General features: G+C 54.4%; 16 protein-coding genes. 7 read left to right on the top strand and 9 right to left on the bottom strand.

The features are described from left to right. Positions 1-52 precede the first annotated feature (52 nt). From IM284_RS14075 to osmB, 6 genes are all read left to right on the top strand, one after another. Positions 53-1,039 (top strand): oxidoreductase, encoded by a 987-nt coding sequence (locus IM284_RS14075; protein ID WP_047368695.1) that lies wholly within the window; start codon positions 53-55, stop codon positions 1,037-1,039. A gap of 88 nt (positions 1,040-1,127) precedes the next feature. After that, positions 1,128-3,062, top strand: coding sequence for an exoribonuclease II (locus IM284_RS14070; RefSeq protein WP_047368696.1), 1,935 nt, complete (start codon positions 1,128-1,130; stop codon positions 3,060-3,062). A 320-nt stretch (positions 3,063-3,382) separates the two neighbouring features. After that, complete coding sequence (gene pdeR / locus IM284_RS14065; protein ID WP_028013393.1) at positions 3,383-5,374, top strand: cyclic di-GMP phosphodiesterase; 1,992 nt, start codon at positions 3,383-3,385, stop codon at positions 5,372-5,374. 118 nt (positions 5,375-5,492) lie between these two features. Then, positions 5,493-5,675 carry a hypothetical protein gene (locus IM284_RS14060; protein ID WP_041909652.1) on the top strand — a complete coding sequence of 61 codons (183 nt, stop codon included), beginning with the start codon at positions 5,493-5,495 and terminating at the stop codon, positions 5,673-5,675. Between the two features lie 43 nt (positions 5,676-5,718). Further along, a complete protein-coding gene (locus IM284_RS14055; RefSeq protein WP_041909650.1) occupies positions 5,719-6,471 on the top strand; it encodes a DNA-binding transcriptional regulator YciT in 753 nt (250 codons plus the stop codon). 260 nt (positions 6,472-6,731) lie between these two features. Beyond that, positions 6,732-6,950, top strand: a complete 219-nt coding sequence (gene osmB, locus IM284_RS14050; RefSeq protein ID WP_008501216.1) for an osmotically-inducible lipoprotein OsmB — start codon at positions 6,732-6,734, stop codon at positions 6,948-6,950. A 104-nt stretch (positions 6,951-7,054) separates the two neighbouring features. On the opposite strand, the gene yciH is transcribed toward osmB, so the two are convergent. From yciH to pgpB, 5 genes are all read right to left on the bottom strand, one after another. After that, the gene (gene yciH, locus IM284_RS14045) at positions 7,055-7,381 is read right to left on the bottom strand and encodes a stress response translation initiation inhibitor YciH (RefSeq protein ID WP_045630534.1); all 327 of its coding nucleotides are present in this window, start codon (positions 7,379-7,381) and stop codon (positions 7,055-7,057) included. Further along, positions 7,378-8,118 (bottom strand): orotidine-5'-phosphate decarboxylase, encoded by a 741-nt coding sequence (pyrF, locus tag IM284_RS14040; RefSeq protein ID WP_047368697.1) that lies wholly within the window; start codon positions 8,116-8,118, stop codon positions 7,378-7,380. The genes yciH and pyrF overlap by 4 nt, the downstream gene beginning before the upstream one ends. 185 nt (positions 8,119-8,303) lie before the next feature. Further along, positions 8,304-9,473 (bottom strand): lipopolysaccharide assembly protein LapB, encoded by a 1,170-nt coding sequence (gene lapB / locus IM284_RS14035; protein ID WP_041909646.1) that lies wholly within the window; start codon positions 9,471-9,473, stop codon positions 8,304-8,306. Between the two features lie 6 nt (positions 9,474-9,479). Continuing rightward, a complete protein-coding gene (locus tag IM284_RS14030) occupies positions 9,480-9,788 on the bottom strand; it encodes a LapA family protein (RefSeq protein WP_028013399.1) in 309 nt (102 codons plus the stop codon). 148 nt (positions 9,789-9,936) lie between these two features. Then, positions 9,937-10,704 carry a phosphatidylglycerophosphatase B gene (pgpB, locus tag IM284_RS14025; RefSeq protein WP_028013400.1) on the bottom strand — a complete coding sequence of 256 codons (768 nt, stop codon included), beginning with the start codon at positions 10,702-10,704 and terminating at the stop codon, positions 9,937-9,939. A gap of 197 nt (positions 10,705-10,901) precedes the next feature. Between pgpB and ribA the strand changes: the two genes are divergently transcribed. Further along, positions 10,902-11,492 (top strand): GTP cyclohydrolase II, encoded by a 591-nt coding sequence (ribA, locus tag IM284_RS14020; protein WP_028013401.1) that lies wholly within the window; start codon positions 10,902-10,904, stop codon positions 11,490-11,492. A gap of 37 nt (positions 11,493-11,529) precedes the next feature. Here ribA and acnA read toward each other — a convergent pair whose 3' ends face one another. The 4 genes from acnA to IM284_RS14005 form a co-directional block, all read right to left on the bottom strand. After that, the gene (gene acnA, locus IM284_RS14015; RefSeq protein ID WP_028013402.1) at positions 11,530-14,205 is read right to left on the bottom strand and encodes an aconitate hydratase AcnA; all 2,676 of its coding nucleotides are present in this window, start codon (positions 14,203-14,205) and stop codon (positions 11,530-11,532) included. Between the two features lie 163 nt (positions 14,206-14,368). Then, the gene (gene ymiC / locus IM284_RS23375) at positions 14,369-14,467 is read right to left on the bottom strand and encodes a small membrane protein YmiC (protein ID WP_032644994.1); all 99 of its coding nucleotides are present in this window, start codon (positions 14,465-14,467) and stop codon (positions 14,369-14,371) included. Positions 14,468-14,604: 137 nt separating this feature from the next. Beyond that, positions 14,605-14,775, bottom strand: coding sequence for a hypothetical protein (locus IM284_RS14010; RefSeq protein WP_032644881.1), 171 nt, complete (start codon positions 14,773-14,775; stop codon positions 14,605-14,607). Positions 14,776-14,777: 2 nt separating this feature from the next. Beyond that, entirely contained in the window at positions 14,778-14,918 is a 141-nt protein-coding gene (locus tag IM284_RS14005; RefSeq protein WP_213743510.1) for a YmiA family putative membrane protein, read from the bottom strand. Positions 14,919-15,048 lie beyond the last annotated feature (130 nt).

Raw genomic sequence — 15,048 nt, 5'->3', positions numbered from 1 at the left:
TATCTGCCTTACGCCAGGATATTGATCGCCATTTTGAGATCAAGGAACGCCCATGGAACAACGCCGTTTTTCCGGCAAAGGCCACTGGTATCACGAAACCCAGTCTAACCACGCGCAGCCGGAAGTGCTGCCCCTGGTGCCCGAAGCCGCTAACGTCGACGATCGTTTTTTGCTCGATTTAGCCCTGCCAGATGAGATTGTCGCCGCCTGTACCGGCTGGCTCGCTCCTGCCAGATCCTTATGTCACCAGCTGTTCCCGCTCTCACTTCCCGTAAACCGCCTGCGAACGCTTAGCGCCTACGATCGGTTAAGTACCGCGCTGACGGTGGCGCAGGCCTGCGGCGTTCAGCGGCTGTGCAACCACTACGCCGCCCTCCTCGCCCCGCTGCCGGGCCCTGACTCCTCCCGCGAAAGTAACCGACGGCTGGCGCAAATCACGCAGTACGCCCGCCAGCTCGCCAGCTCACCTGACGTCATTGATGATAAGGCGCGAAACCAGCTTGATGAGGTAGGTCTGTCTATCTATGACGTTGTGGTGATTAACCAGATAATCGGCTTTATCGGTTTTCAGGCGCGCGTGGTCGCCGTCTTTCAGGCACTGCTCGGCCATCCCGTACGCTGGCTGCCGGGCCATCATATTCAGCCGCACACCCTGCCAACGTCCTCCGACGCGTGGATCTCGCTTCTGCCCGTGGTCGAGCTTCGCTATGCCAGTGCGCATCAGCTTGAGTCCCTCTCCCGCTGGCAGGCAGAGCCCACGCTTGAGGCGCTGACGCCGGTCCTGTGCCATGAACCGACCTTGCTCGACCTGATGGGGGAGATCCTGATAAACAGCCGGGAAACGGTTTCGCTGCCTCCTCCGGCGCTTTCGGCAGCAGCCGAATTGCTGACACGCTCGCCGGACCGCTTCAGCGCCGCACAATTTACCCCGCTCACGGAAGAAGGACTTACTGCCGTTCAGGCGATCAACCTGCTCAGCCAATGCGCGCTGGAGGGCTGGATCAATCGACTAAAAGTCGCGTCCGGCAAAGCGGAATAACCACACTCTTTCCCCAAAGAGCGCTTGCTGTAGCAGTGAGAATCGCGTAAAACTGTCAGCCGCTCAATGGCTACGAAAATAGAACATTATGTTTCAGGACAACCCGCTGCTAGCGCAGCTTAAACAGCAACTGCATTCCCAGACGCCGCGTGCAGAAGGGGTCGTGAAAGCCACGGAAAAGGGCTTTGGCTTCCTTGAAGTTGACGCGCAGAAAAGCTACTTCATTCCGCCACCGCAGATGAAGAAAGTGATGCATGGCGATCGCGTCATGGCCGTCATCCATACCGAGAAGGAACGTGAATCCGCCGAGCCGGAAGAACTGATCGAGCCGTTCCTGACCCGCTTTGTGGGCAAAGTGCAGAGAAAGGACGATCGTCTTTCTGTCGTGCCGGATCACCCCCTGCTGAAAGATGCCATTCCCTGCCGCGCCGCCCGCGGCGTTGAGCATGATTTTAAAGAAGGTGACTGGGCCGTGGCAGAAATGCGCCGTCATCCTCTGAAAGGCGACCGCGGTTTCTATGCTGAACTGACCCAGTTCATCACCTTTGGCGACGACCATTTCGTCCCGTGGTGGGTCACGCTGGCGCGCCATAATCTTGAAAAAGAAGCGCCGAACGGCGTGGCAACTGAGATGCAGGATGAAGGCCTGGCGCGCCGCGATCTTACCGCGCTGGAGTTTGTCACCATCGACAGCGCCAGCACAGAAGATATGGACGATGCGCTCTACGCTGAAGAGAGCGCCGATGGCAAACTGCATTTGACCGTCGCCATTGCCGATCCAACCGCCTGGATTGTGGAAGGCAGCAAGCTGGACGAAACGGCGAAAATCCGCGCGTTCACCAACTACCTGCCGGGCTTTAACATCCCGATGCTGCCGCGCGAACTGTCTGACGACCTCTGCTCGCTGCGCCCAAATGAGGTGCGCCCGGTTCTCGCCTGCCGCATGACCATTGCCGCAGATGGCACGATTGAAGACGATATCGAATTCTTTGCCGCCACCATCGAATCCAAAGCCAAGCTGGCCTATGACAATGTCTCCGACTGGCTGGAAAACACCGGCAGCTGGAAACCTGAATCCGATGCTATCGCGGCACAGATTCGTCTGCTGCACCGCATCTGCCTGAACCGCGGCGAGTGGCGTAAGACTCACGCCCTGGTCTTCAAAGATCGTCCGGATTATCGTTTTGTTCTCGGTGAAAAAGGCGAAGTGCTGGATATCGTGGCCGAGCCGCGACGCATTGCTAACCGCATCGTCGAAGAAGCGATGATTGCCGCCAACATCTGTGCCGCGCGCGTGCTGCGCGACAGGCTGGGCTTCGGTATTTACAACGTTCATACCGGATTCGATCCGGCCAATACCGAAGCGCTCGCGGCCCTCCTGAAGAATCACGATGTGCATGTTGATCCGGAAGAAGTGCTGACACTGCCGGGCTTCTGCAAGCTTCGCCGCGAGCTGGACGCTCAGCCGTCCGGTTTCCTGGATAGCCGTATTCGCCGCTTCCAGTCCTTCGCGGAAATCAGCACCGAGCCAGGCCCGCACTTTGGCCTCGGTCTGGAAGCCTACGCCACCTGGACCTCCCCGATCCGTAAGTATGGCGATATGGTTAACCACCGCCTGCTGAAAGCGATTATTAAGGGCGAAACCATTGCCCGTCCACAGGACGACACGACCCTACAGATGGCCGAGCGTCGCCGTCTGAACCGCATGGCGGAACGTGACGTTGGAGACTGGCTATACGCGCGCTTCCTGCAGGATAAAGCCGGTACCGATACCCGCTTCGCGGCAGAAATTATTGATATCAGCCGCGGGGGAATGCGCGTACGTCTGGTGGATAACGGTGCGGTCGCCTTTATCCCTGCCCCGTTCCTGCACGCCGTTCGTGACGAACTGGTCTGCAGTCAGGAAAGCGGCACCGTGCAAATTAAAGGCGAGACGGTTTACAAAGTCACTGACGTGATTGATGTAACTATCGCTGAAGTTCGCATGGAAACCCGCAGTATTATTGCGCGCCCTGTCGCCTGATAACCTGCTCAATTGTCGGTCATTTCCGTTCAGAAAGGCCGACAATTTTCTCCCTGTCTTTCCCCTCGCAAAAGCATCATTTTTCTTACTTTTTCCGCCCCAGCCCGCCCAAAACAGCCATAATTATCTACAGTTAAAGAGTGCTGCCCTTTTCGGGCACGTGAATTTTATACGCTCAGCATTTTTATATGCCTAATGCGTTTTATTATAAAAAAGCTCAGAAAAACAATACTTTCACTGCGGCTTTGCCGCTATTTTCAACGGAAAAGTCGACGACTAATGAATAATTTGTTCGCTAATGCGTCGCGGCGGGAGAAATCATGATCGACGAACTTGAGCAAAATTTGCTGTTTCGTTACATGGGTACTCACAGCCCGTGGTGGCGATTGTCGGCTGACAGCAACGCTCTGCACCTTGCCGCCAGCGAAAATGCTGACGTGACTCAGGAGATCGTACTGGATGATGAACAGGCCGCACAGATCCGTCAGCTAACGGTAATGACCACCAGCATTTCCCTGAACCTCTCTCTTTACGGCGAGCAAGTTCCCGTCCATCTTGTCGGACGCAAAATCACCCGAAACGAGTGGGCCGGAACGGCTTCCGCCTGGAACGATACGCCCTCCGTGGCACGCGATCTGGCTCAGGGACTCTCCTTTGCGGAACAGGTTGTTTCTGAAGCGAATTCCGTCATTGTCATTCTCGATCAAAACGGCAATATCCAGCGCTTTAACCGCCTGAGCGAAGAGTATACCGGTCTGAAAGAACATGAAGTCATTGGTCAAAACGTGTTTGAACTGTTCATGAGCCGCAGCGAAGCGGCAGCCTCGAAGCGCAACATTGCGGGTTTCTTTCGCAACGGCAGCTCCTACGAAGTCGAACGGTGGATTAAAACGCGAAAAGGGCAACGCTTGTTTCTGTTCAGAAATAAATTCGTTCACAGCGGCAGCGGTAAAAATGAAATTTTCCTTATCTGCTCCGGGACCGACATTACCGAAGAACGGCGGGCACAGGAGCGCCTGCGCGTGCTGGCCAATACCGATACCATCACCGGCCTGCCCAACCGCAATGCGATCCATGAGCTGATTTCAGACGCCATCAACAGCCGCGGCGATACGCAGGTTGGCGTGGTTTACCTCGACCTCGATAACTTCAAAAAGGTTAACGATGCCTACGGGCATATGTTCGGCGATCAGCTCCTGCAGGCGGTTGCACTTGCCCTTCTGAGTTGTCTGGATGAGGGGCAGGTTTTAGCGCGGCTCGGCGGCGATGAGTTTATCGTTATGGCCACCAATACCTCTCAGGGCTCGCTGGAAGCGATGGCGTCGCGTATTCTGACCCGCCTGCGCCAACCGTTCAGAATCGGTCTGATTGAGGTTTACACCGGTTGCTCCCTGGGGATCGCCCTCGCGCCGCAGCACGGGAACGATCGGGAAAGCGTGATTCGCAATGCCGACATCGCCATGTACACCGCCAAGGAGAATGGCCGTGGCAAATTCTGCGTCTTCTCCCCCGAGATGAACCAGCGCGTGTTTGAGTACCTGTGGCTGGACACCAACCTGCGTAAAGCGCTGGATAACGATCAGCTCCTGATCCACTACCAGCCGAAAATGACCTGGCGCGGCGAAGTCAGAAGCCTTGAAGCGCTGGTCCGCTGGCAGTCGCCCGAGCGCGGGCTGATCCCCCCTCTGGAATTTATCTCTTATGCCGAGGAGTCCGGTTTGATTGTGCCGCTGGGTCGCTGGGTGATGCTTGATGTGGTTCGCCAGGTGGCAAAATGGCGTGACAAGGGAATTAACCTGCGCGTGGCCGTGAACGTCTCTGCACGTCAGTTGGCCGACCAGACGATTTTCAGCGAGCTAAAGCAGGCGCTTAAGGATCTGCATTTTGAGTACTGCCCTATCGACGTTGAGTTAACCGAAAGCTGTCTTATCGAAAACGAAGAGCTGGCGCTCTCGGTGATCCAGCAATTCAGTCGGCTCGGGGCACAAATTCATCTGGACGATTTCGGTACCGGCTACTCTTCCCTTTCCCAGCTGGCGCGTTTTCCTATTGATGCCATTAAACTCGATCAGGCTTTTGTCAGAGATATTCACAAGCACTCTGTCTCCCAGTCTCTGGTACGCGCCATTGTCGCAGTGGCGCAGGCGCTAAACCTGCAGGTGATTGCCGAAGGGGTGGAGAACGCAAAAGAAGATGCCTTTCTGACCAAAAACGGCGTCAACGAACGGCAGGGTTTTCTTTTCGCTAAGCCGATGCCCGCTGCCGCATTCGAGCGCTGGCTAAAACGATATCAAGCGCGACAACAACGTTAACGTCATACAGAGGTTCACTTTCGTATAGGTAATTTCGTTATGGCGTTTTTTCCCTTCTCTTTTGAACCTATTTTCTGCATCATTGAAATTATTAACTTTTCGCTCCTGGGGAGAGATGATGTCTACTATTGATCCACAAGCTGTAGCACAACGTATTGATACCGTGCTGGATATCCTGGTGGCGGGTGATTATCACTCTGCAATCCGTAATCTCGAGATCCTGAAGTCTGAACTTCTCGCTCAGGATGGCGCTGACAATGCCCCCGAAAACCGACAGCCTAAAGCGCCGTGGGAAGTCTAAACCCACTGTCTCAGACCTCGTTTCGCTTTATTAATTGGATGCTATGAATTCCCGACAACAACTCATTTTGCAGATGGTCATCGATCAGGGGCGCGTAAGCGTCGTTGAGCTGGCTAAAACCACCGGCGTTTCAGAAGTGACCATCCGTCAGGATCTTAATCTGCTGGAAAAACAGAGCTACCTGCGCCGTGCGCATGGCTATGCCGTGCCGCTGGACAGCGACGACGTTGAGACGCGCATGATGAATAACTACGCGCTTAAACGAGAACTGGCAGAATTTGCCGCATCGCTGGTAAACCCTGGCGAGACGGTCTTTATTGAAAACGGCAGCAGCAACGCTCTTCTGGCACGTACGCTCGCCGAACAAAAAGACGTTACCATCATCACCGTCAGTAGCTATATCGCCCATTTGCTCAAAGAGACGCGCTGTGAGGTGATTTTGCTGGGCGGCATTTACCAGAAAAAAAGTGAGAGCATGGTAGGCCCGCTAACCCGGCAGTATGTCCAGCAGGTTCATTTCAGTAAGGCGTTTATCGGTATTGACGGCTGGCAGCCGGAGACAGGCTTCACCGGCCGGGATATGATGCGATCTGACGTTGTGAATGCCGTTCTGGAAAAAGAGTGTGAAGCCATTGTGCTGACCGACAGCTCTAAATTTGGCGCCGTCCATCCTTACACCATGGGTCCAGCCTCACGCTTTAGCCGCGTAATTACCGATGAAAGGTTAAGCGACGAACATCGTAATAAACTGGAAGATGACGGTCTCATTGTCGATATTATTAAAACGCCCGCCTGAGTCCATTTGCGCCCGTATTCCGGGCGCATATGCCCCTTCGTCTGAGAGGATTCCTATCCATCCTTTAAGAGTTTTTACCTGTTTAACCTGCCGTAAAGTCGTAAAATTAATGTTAGCGATATAACAGGAAGTGACTATCACCTGCGTGATTACGTAACGCCTGCGCGACCAGCTTTCACGGAAAAAAGAATTGAGTATTCATTTTGACTATACTTAATGTGTACATCTTTCCGTGAATCGATAATTCAGGAGAAAGTATTATGACCTTAACCAGCAAAAAATTAGCCGCCGCTGTTCTGGCAATCACTGTAGCAATGTCCCTGAGCGCGTGCTCTAACTGGTCTAAACGTGACCGTAACACCGCAATTGGCGCCGGTGCTGGTGCGCTCGGTGGTGCAGTATTAACGGATGGTAGTACGCTGGGTACATTAGGCGGCGCTGCTGTCGGTGGTATTATCGGTCACCAGGTTGGCAAATAATTATTCTATCAGCCTTCCCGTTAAGGCGATTTAGCATCGCATTTCAGGTCTGACTAACGCACGTATATAACACGAGCCACGGCATTTGCCGTGGCTTATTTATTTTAGCCGCCTGCCAGTTTAACTTTCATGCCTTTGGCTTCAAGGAGCGATTTAATTAAATCGCGTTTATCACCCTGAATTTCGATAATGCCGTCCTTCACGGCGCCGCCGCAGCCACATTTTTTCTTCAACTCTGCTGCCAGCTTGTTCAGCTCCGCATCATCCAGATCAATCCCGGAGATCAGGCAGACCCCCTTTCCTTTTCGCCCGCTGGTCTGACGCTGGATACGAACAATACCGTCACCTTTCGGACGTTCTGCTTTCGTTTTCGGTTCGTCTATGCGCCCGCTTTCCGTCGAGTAGACCAGCCGACTGTTGGAATCAGTCATTGCGCCCCCTTTTTCAGTGATGCGTTGATAGCCTTAAGCGTCTCTGCCGGGTTCGCAGACTGCGTCACCGGCCGGCCGATAACCATGTAGTCAACGCCTGCTGCCAGCGCCTGCTCAGGCGTCATAATGCGTCGCTGATCGCCCACGTCGCTGCCAGCAGGACGAATGCCTGGCGTGACCAGTTTAAAATCTTTGCCCAACTCTGACTTAAAGCGTACCGCTTCCTGCGCGGAGCAAACGACGCCATCGAGACCACAGCTCTGCGTCAGACGCGCGAGACGCTCAGCGTGCCCGGCAGGTGACAACGTCACGCCAAGGTCGCGCAAGTCGCTGTCGTCCATGCTGGTCAGCACGGTAACCGCAATCAGTAATGGCGCATCGTTGCCGAACGGCAGGAGTGATTCGCGAGCGGCTGTCATCATTCTCGCCCCGCCCGACGCGTGGACGTTGACCATCCATACACCCAATTCCGCAGCGGCGGCAACCGCGTGCGCCGTGGTGTTCGGGATATCATGGAATTTGAGATCGAGGAAGACATCGAAACCACGCTGCTGCAGATCGCGGACGATTTGCGGTCCAAACAGCGTGAACATCTCTTTACCAACTTTCAGACGACAATCGCGAGGATCGATACCGTCGACAAAGGCCAGCGCTGCGTCACGCTTATTGTAATCAAGCGCAACAACAACAGGAGAATCCGTAATAACGCGGGAAGTGGAGGAAGTAACAGACGTCATGACCAGCCCTTTTCGTCTATGGGCGCGCAGCGGCGCGGAACAGATAAACGGCCTGCATTCTACCTGCCGTCGCCGCAAATTGACAGAATCCATTTATGCCCCTGCCAGGCCAGCAAGCCGCACGGTGTTGAGAAAGCGGTAAAAGCCATCAGTATGTTGTAACTAAAATGAAGGCTTTTAAAAAATTACTGCCCATCCAGGCCGCGAATTGGCTTGATAGTGGACCAGGCCCGGCAGGATGGGCAGTGCCAGTAGAGCGTATACGCGGTAAAACCACACTTCTGACAACGGTAGCGCGGTTTGCTGCGCACCTGCTCGCCAACCATGTCGCGCAGCACCATCAGGCTCTCTTTCGCGCGCCCTTCTTCCGCATCGTTCAGATGGTAGTCCATCAGCTTGTGGAATACGCGCATCGTGGGATGACGTTGCAACTGACGGGTAATATAAACCTGTGCGGTGTCGCTCCCCTCATACTGCTCAACCACGTCAGAGAGCATCAGCTCAGCGGTCGCGCCGGTATTCTCTTCCACGCAACGGCGCAGAAATGCCACCCACTCTTCCTGCTTGTCCAGCTGTTGATAGCAGGTTTGCAGCATTTCAAGCGTTTCGCTGACCAGCTCTTTGTCCTGGTCAATCACCCGCATCAGGCTTTCAACGGCTTTAGCGTAGTCGCCGCTGGCCATAAAAACGCGCCCCATCATGATAGAGATACGCGCGCTATTGCGGTCCGCGGCGGCGCCTTTCTTGAGTAACGCCATGGCTTTGTCCATGTCGTCGTTGCCCATCTGCTGAAGGGCAAGCTCGCAGTAGAAATGCGCAATTTCAACGCGCTGCTTGTCTTTGCCCAGCTTCACCAGACGCTCGGCCGTATCAATGGCTTTCTGCCAGTCGCTGGTGGCCTGGTAAATCTGCAGTAACTGCTGCAACGCGCCGATACGGAAATCCGTTTCATCCACCAGCTGTGTGAACATATCTTCAGCGCGATCGTACAGCCCCGCGGCCATATAATCTCGGCCCAGCTGTTGTACCGCCAGGAGACGTTGTTCGTAGGTCAGGGAGGCGCTTTCCATCAGGGTCTGGTGGATACGGATAGCGCGGTCAACCTCGCCGCGCGAGCGGAACAGGTTACCGAGAGTGAGGTGGGCTTCGACGGTCCCCGTATCCTCTTTCAGCATATCGAGGAACAGGTCTACCGCTTTGTCCTGCTGATTGCTCAGGAGGAAGTTCACCCCCGCAACGTAGTCGCGAGAGAGTCGGTTAGCCTCATCCTGTTTCGTTTGTTGCGCACTTCTGCGGCCCATATACCAGCCATAGGCTGCGGCTACAGGCAAAAGCAGAAACAACAACTCCAGCATAGTCGATTATTCCTTCACGACCGGCACACCTGAACTTTCCGGCATGTCGGACGCAGGCGCAATGTGCTGTTCAAGTCGTTTAATTTTACGTTCAGCGCGCGCAAGAGAAACACGAACTTTCAACCAGAAAAGACCGCAAACCAGCCAGCCGATGGCAAAGCCTGCAGCAAATAAGACCGCCAGCAGGCTGGAGACCCGATACTCACCCTGCGCCAGCAGATAGTTAAACGTCACCTGTTGATCGTTTTGTGCACCCAATGTGACTGAAATGACAAAAATCGCCAATACCAGTAAGAAAATGAGTAAATATTTCACATTACTTCCCGTTATGTGGTTCAAGCGAATAAAGTGTGTTCAACTCACCGCAATCAGCCTTATAAACTACCATTTTAGCGACGGGCGCGAAACGGAAAAAGTAACGCGCACGTCATGGATTTATGGGCAAAATGCACAATATCAACCGTCAGGCGTCGCTTTGCTCCCTTTCGGCGATCTCTTCTTTCTCTTCAGGCGGTGGCGTGAGCGGGCCGCAGAACCGTTCTGCAAGCCAGGTTGCCAGCGTCACCAGCATCCAGGAGATCAGCGTAGCGACCACCAGATCCCGCGGCCAGTGCATTCCCAGCAGCAAGCGGCTGCCCATCACCCCTGTCGCCCAAACCAGTAAAATCGCGATGGTCATGGTGCGACGTCGAGGCCAAAGCAGCCCAACGCCCAGCAACGCCCAACTGGCTGCAAACATCGTATGGCCGGAAGGAAACGCGAATCCCGTCTCTTTTTGCCAGTGCTTACGCAGGAACTTTGGAATATCTTCCTGTTCTGAAAGCTGTTCTTTCACCAGCGCGCCGCGATCTTTACGCTTTAAATTGTAGAACTCATCCACCGGAACATGGTGCGCTTTTTCCAGCCAGACGACAAAAGGTCTGGGCTCCTGAACATGATCCTTCACCCAGGACTTCACGCCCTGTCCAATAACGATCGCGCCACCGAGGATAGCAAAGAGCATCAACGCCGCGCGCAGTCGAAAGCGCAGGCACCACAAGAACCAGCCGCAGAGGATAACGTGGGTAATAATTCCCCATGGCTGCGTGACCGTCTCCGTTACCCAGTATAACGTTTTCAGCCAGGTGGCATTCTGCCCCGGCTGCCACATCCAGCCGGAGACCCACACGGCCAAAGGCATAATCAGTAAAATGGCCGCGCCTGCTGCCGTACGTCTGGCGATTGAAAGCATGTCTTCTCCTTTTTCGCTAAGCCTCACAATCATAACTGAAATTCATTCGATGGGTGGATATGTCGGATCGTGCGTTTAACGTTCATATAGCATGGCGCCCATTAGGCGAACGTGCTGAGCTTGTGGCAAAATGGACAAATACAGAAAGCAAAACAGGCGCAAGGCACGAAACGTGTCAGCCTACTCTGGAGAATCACATGCAGCTTAAACGTGTGGCAGAAGCCAAACTGCCAACCCCATGGGGCGATTTCCTGATGGTGGGGTTTGAAGAACTGGCAACCGGACAGGATCATGTCGCGCTGGTCTACGGCGACATTTCAGGGCAGACGCCGGTGCTGTCCCGCGTCCATTCGGAGTGTCTGACCGGCGACGCGTTGTTCAGCCTGCGCTGTGATTGCGGTTTCCAGCTCGAAGCTGCCCTTACCCATATTGCCGAAGAAGGCCGCGGCGTGCTGCTCTATCACCGTCAGGAAGGTCGTAACATTGGTCTGCTGAATAAAATCCGCGCTTACGCGCTGCAGGACCAGGGCTACGATACGGTGGAAGCCAACCACCAGCTCGGTTTTGCCGCCGATGAACGTGATTTCACCCTCTGCGCCGATATGTTCAAGCTGCTGGGCGTGGACGAGGTTCGCCTGCTGACCAATAATCCCAAAAAGGTGGAAATCCTCACCGAAGCCGGGATCAACATCGTCGAGCGTGTACCGCTGATTGTCGGCCGCAACCCGAAAAATGCCCACTATCTTGATACCAAGGCGGCCAAAATGGGCCATCTTCTGAAAGAGTGAAAGTAAAAAGCCCGGCACAGATGCCGGGCTTTTTTTATCAATCCAGCATTTTACGAATCACATAATGTAAAATGCCGTCGTTCTGGTAGTAGGTCAGTTCGGTTGCCGTATCAATACGACACCGGCATTCCAGTACCTCGCTTTTCCCGTCTGCTCGCGTAAGCTTCACCGGCACCGTTTTGCCCGGCTGCAGGTTTTGCAGGCCGCTAATATCAATCTGCTCTTCCCCCGTCAGGCCCAGCGTTTTGCGCGTGACGCCCTGCGGGAACTCAAGCGGCAGGATCCCCATGCCAATCAGGTTCGAGCGGTGAATACGTTCAAACGACTCGGCGATGACCACGCGAACGCCAAGCAGTCGCGGACCTTTCGCCGCCCAGTCACGACTGGAGCCGGAACCGTACTCTTTCCCGGCGATCACCGCCAGCGGCGTACCTTCCTGCTGATATTTGACGGCTGCGTCATAAATCGACACGACTTCCGTCCCCGGAAGATGGCGCGTCATCCCCCCTTCCACGCCCGGAACCATTTCGTTACGAATGCGGATGTTGGCAAACGTCCCGCGCATCATCACTTCATGGTTACCGCGGCGCGATCCGTAGGAGTTAAAATCGCGGCGCTCCACGCCCCGGCTTTGCAGATAACGCCCCGCCGGGCTGTCGGCTTTGATGCTCCCCGCCGGAGAGATATGGTCAGTGGTGACGGAATCCCCCAGCATCGCCAGTATGCGCGCCCCGTGAATATCCTGAAGCGGTGCAGGCTCGGCCAGCATTTCATCAAAGAATGGCGACAGGCGGATATAGGTGGAATCGTCCTGCCAGTCATAGGTGTCCGAGCCCACAACGTTGATGGCTTTCCATTCCGGCGTGCCTTCAAACACTTCCGCATACTCTTTGCGGAACATCTCGGTGGAGACCTTTTCAACGGCCATCGCAATTTCACGTGAGGACGGCCAGATATCTTTCAGATAGACCGGCTCATTCTTGCGGTCGTGACCAATAGGATCGGTAGCCAGGTTGATATTCATGTTCCCGGCGAGCGCGTAGGCCACCACCAGCGGCGGCGAAGCGAGCCAGTTGGTTTTCACCAGCGGATGAATACGTCCTTCAAAGTTACGGTTACCGGAAAGGACTGCGCCAACCGTCAGATCGCCCTGCTTGATTGCCGTTTCAATAGGTTCAGGCAGCGGGCCGGAGTTACCGATGCAGGTGGTACAGCCATAGCCCACGAGGTTAAAGCCCAGCTCATCAAGATACGGCGTTAGCCTGGCCTGCGCCAGGTAATCCGAGACCACTTTGGAGCCCGGTGCCAGGGAGGCTTTGACCCAGGGCTGTGGTTTCAGCCCCAGCTCAACCGCTTTTTTAGCCAGCAGGCCGGCCGCCATTAATACGCTGGGGTTTGAGGTGTTGGTGCAGGAGGTAATGGCGGCTATGACAACCGCGCCGTCCGGGAGCTGATACTGATGTCCGTTCAGAACATAGTCGATTGGGCGATGGTCCTTCTTCGCCACGTTAACTTCCAGCTCATTGCTTGCGGCAAACGCTTTTGGCACGTCGCTTAACGCTACGCGATCCTGCGGACGTTTCGGACCGGCGAGGCTCGCCTCAACGCTTCCCATGTCAAGCGCAAGCGTGCTGGTAAATACCGGCTCATCCCCCGGATTGCGCCACATGCCCTGCGCTTTGGTGTACGCCTCCACCAGCGCCACCTGCTCTTCGCTGCGTCCGCTCAGGCGCATGTACTCCAGCGTGACGTCATCAATGGGGAAAAATCCGCAGGTTGCGCCATATTCTGGCGCCATGTTGGCGATGGTCGCGCGGTCAGCCAGCGGCAGCGAATCCAGCCCGTCACCGTAAAATTCAACAAATTTTCCCACCACACCATGCTTACGCAGCATCTGGGTAACGGTGAGCACCAGATCGGTGGCGGTAATGCCTTCAGACAGCTTCCCGGTGAGCTTAAAGCCCACAACATCAGGGATAAGCATGGAGACCGGCTGACCGAGCATGGCGGCTTCCGCTTCGATACCGCCGACACCCCAGCCCAGCACGCCGAGGCCGTTAATCATGGTGGTGTGGGAATCTGTACCCACCAGCGTGTCCGGATAAGCCACCCACTCTTTGTCCTGCAATTCACTCCAGACGGCTTTACCGAGATATTCAAGGTTAACCTGGTGACAAATACCGGTGCCGGGTGGAACCACGCTAAAGCGGCTGAACGCCTGCTGACCCCACTTCAGGAAGACGTAACGCTCGTGATTTCGCTCCATCTCGAGACGCACGTTCTCGCCAAAGGCATCGTCATCACCGAAGTGGTCAACGGTTACGGAGTGGTCAATTACGAGGTCGACGGGTGAAAGCGGGTTCACTTTAGCCGTATCGCCGCCGAGGCGTTTAACCGCCTCACGCATGGCGGCGAGATCCACCACGGCAGGAACGCCGGTGAAGTCCTGCATCAGGACCCTTGCCGGGCGGTAGGCAATTTCTCTGTCGGCATGGGCATTCTTAAGCCACCCTGCCAGCGCCTGAATATCGTCGAGGGTAACGGAGTCACCGTCCTGCCAGCGCAATAGATTTTCCAGCAAAACTTTCAAGGACTTGGGTAAACGCGAAATGTCCCCAAGCGTTCTGGCAGCTAGCGGCAGGCTATAGTAGTGCCAGGTTTTATTTTCTGCCTGTAACGTGTCCTTACTGGCTTCGCGTAGGGTTAACGACATAAGCTCCTCCTTAATTACAGAGATGTCCTGACAATCATCAGGGCCGTAATTAAAGATAACACAAAGATGTCGTAACGTTTTGATAACAACCCAAATTGATAAATTTAGGAATGGTCCAGAGGAGGGTAAAACAAAAAACCCCGCCGCAGCGAGGTTTTATGATTTAGTGGACGGCCAGCCAGATGAGCTGACTCCAGAACAGAATCGACAGGGTAAAAACGCCGATCCATGACCAGTATTTTTGAGACATCATGTTATTCATCATAGGGACACCAGGCATTATTTATTAAACATTCCGAGGCAGGTCCTCGTGCTATATTGCTGATGTGTATTTATTAAAGAGTACAAAGGCGCATAGTCATTATTCAGACTAACTGCATCATTACGCAATAAACTAAATTATTGTTTTTTGGGTTCGTCTTCCGCGAACACATCAATAAAAGCCTGCTGCTGCGGCGTCAGTTTCCAGGATGCTGGCACTGCTGTTGCAGGCGCTTTGCGTCCCTTGTGAACAGTGTCATGATGCTGACACATCCGCTTTGCCGTTTCTGTACGTACCGTCACTGCCATATTCAACCCCAATATTTCCAGGCCAGGAGAGCAACCATCACCCAGAACAGGGCGGAAACGAGAAAGACCGCCAGCCAGGCTTTACGCTTGAGCGCAGGATCCCTTTGCGGTTCTTCACTTCCTGAAGGCATTGCTAACCTCATACAATCGATATCGCTTATCATTTAGGACCAAACAATTGGTACAATTAATCATCTGTTGAGATAAATCCTAAAGAAACTTTAGCCGAAAAGCCAGTGAATTTACGCATCAAGAGGCATGAAATATTCAATC

Source organism: Enterobacter cloacae complex sp. P12RS (genome assembly GCF_014895875.1).
Lineage (GTDB): Bacteria > Pseudomonadota > Gammaproteobacteria > Enterobacterales > Enterobacteriaceae > Enterobacter > Enterobacter bugandensis.
The sequence above is the reverse complement of the archived record's forward strand: the minus strand, read 5'-3'. Positions and strand labels throughout refer to the sequence as shown.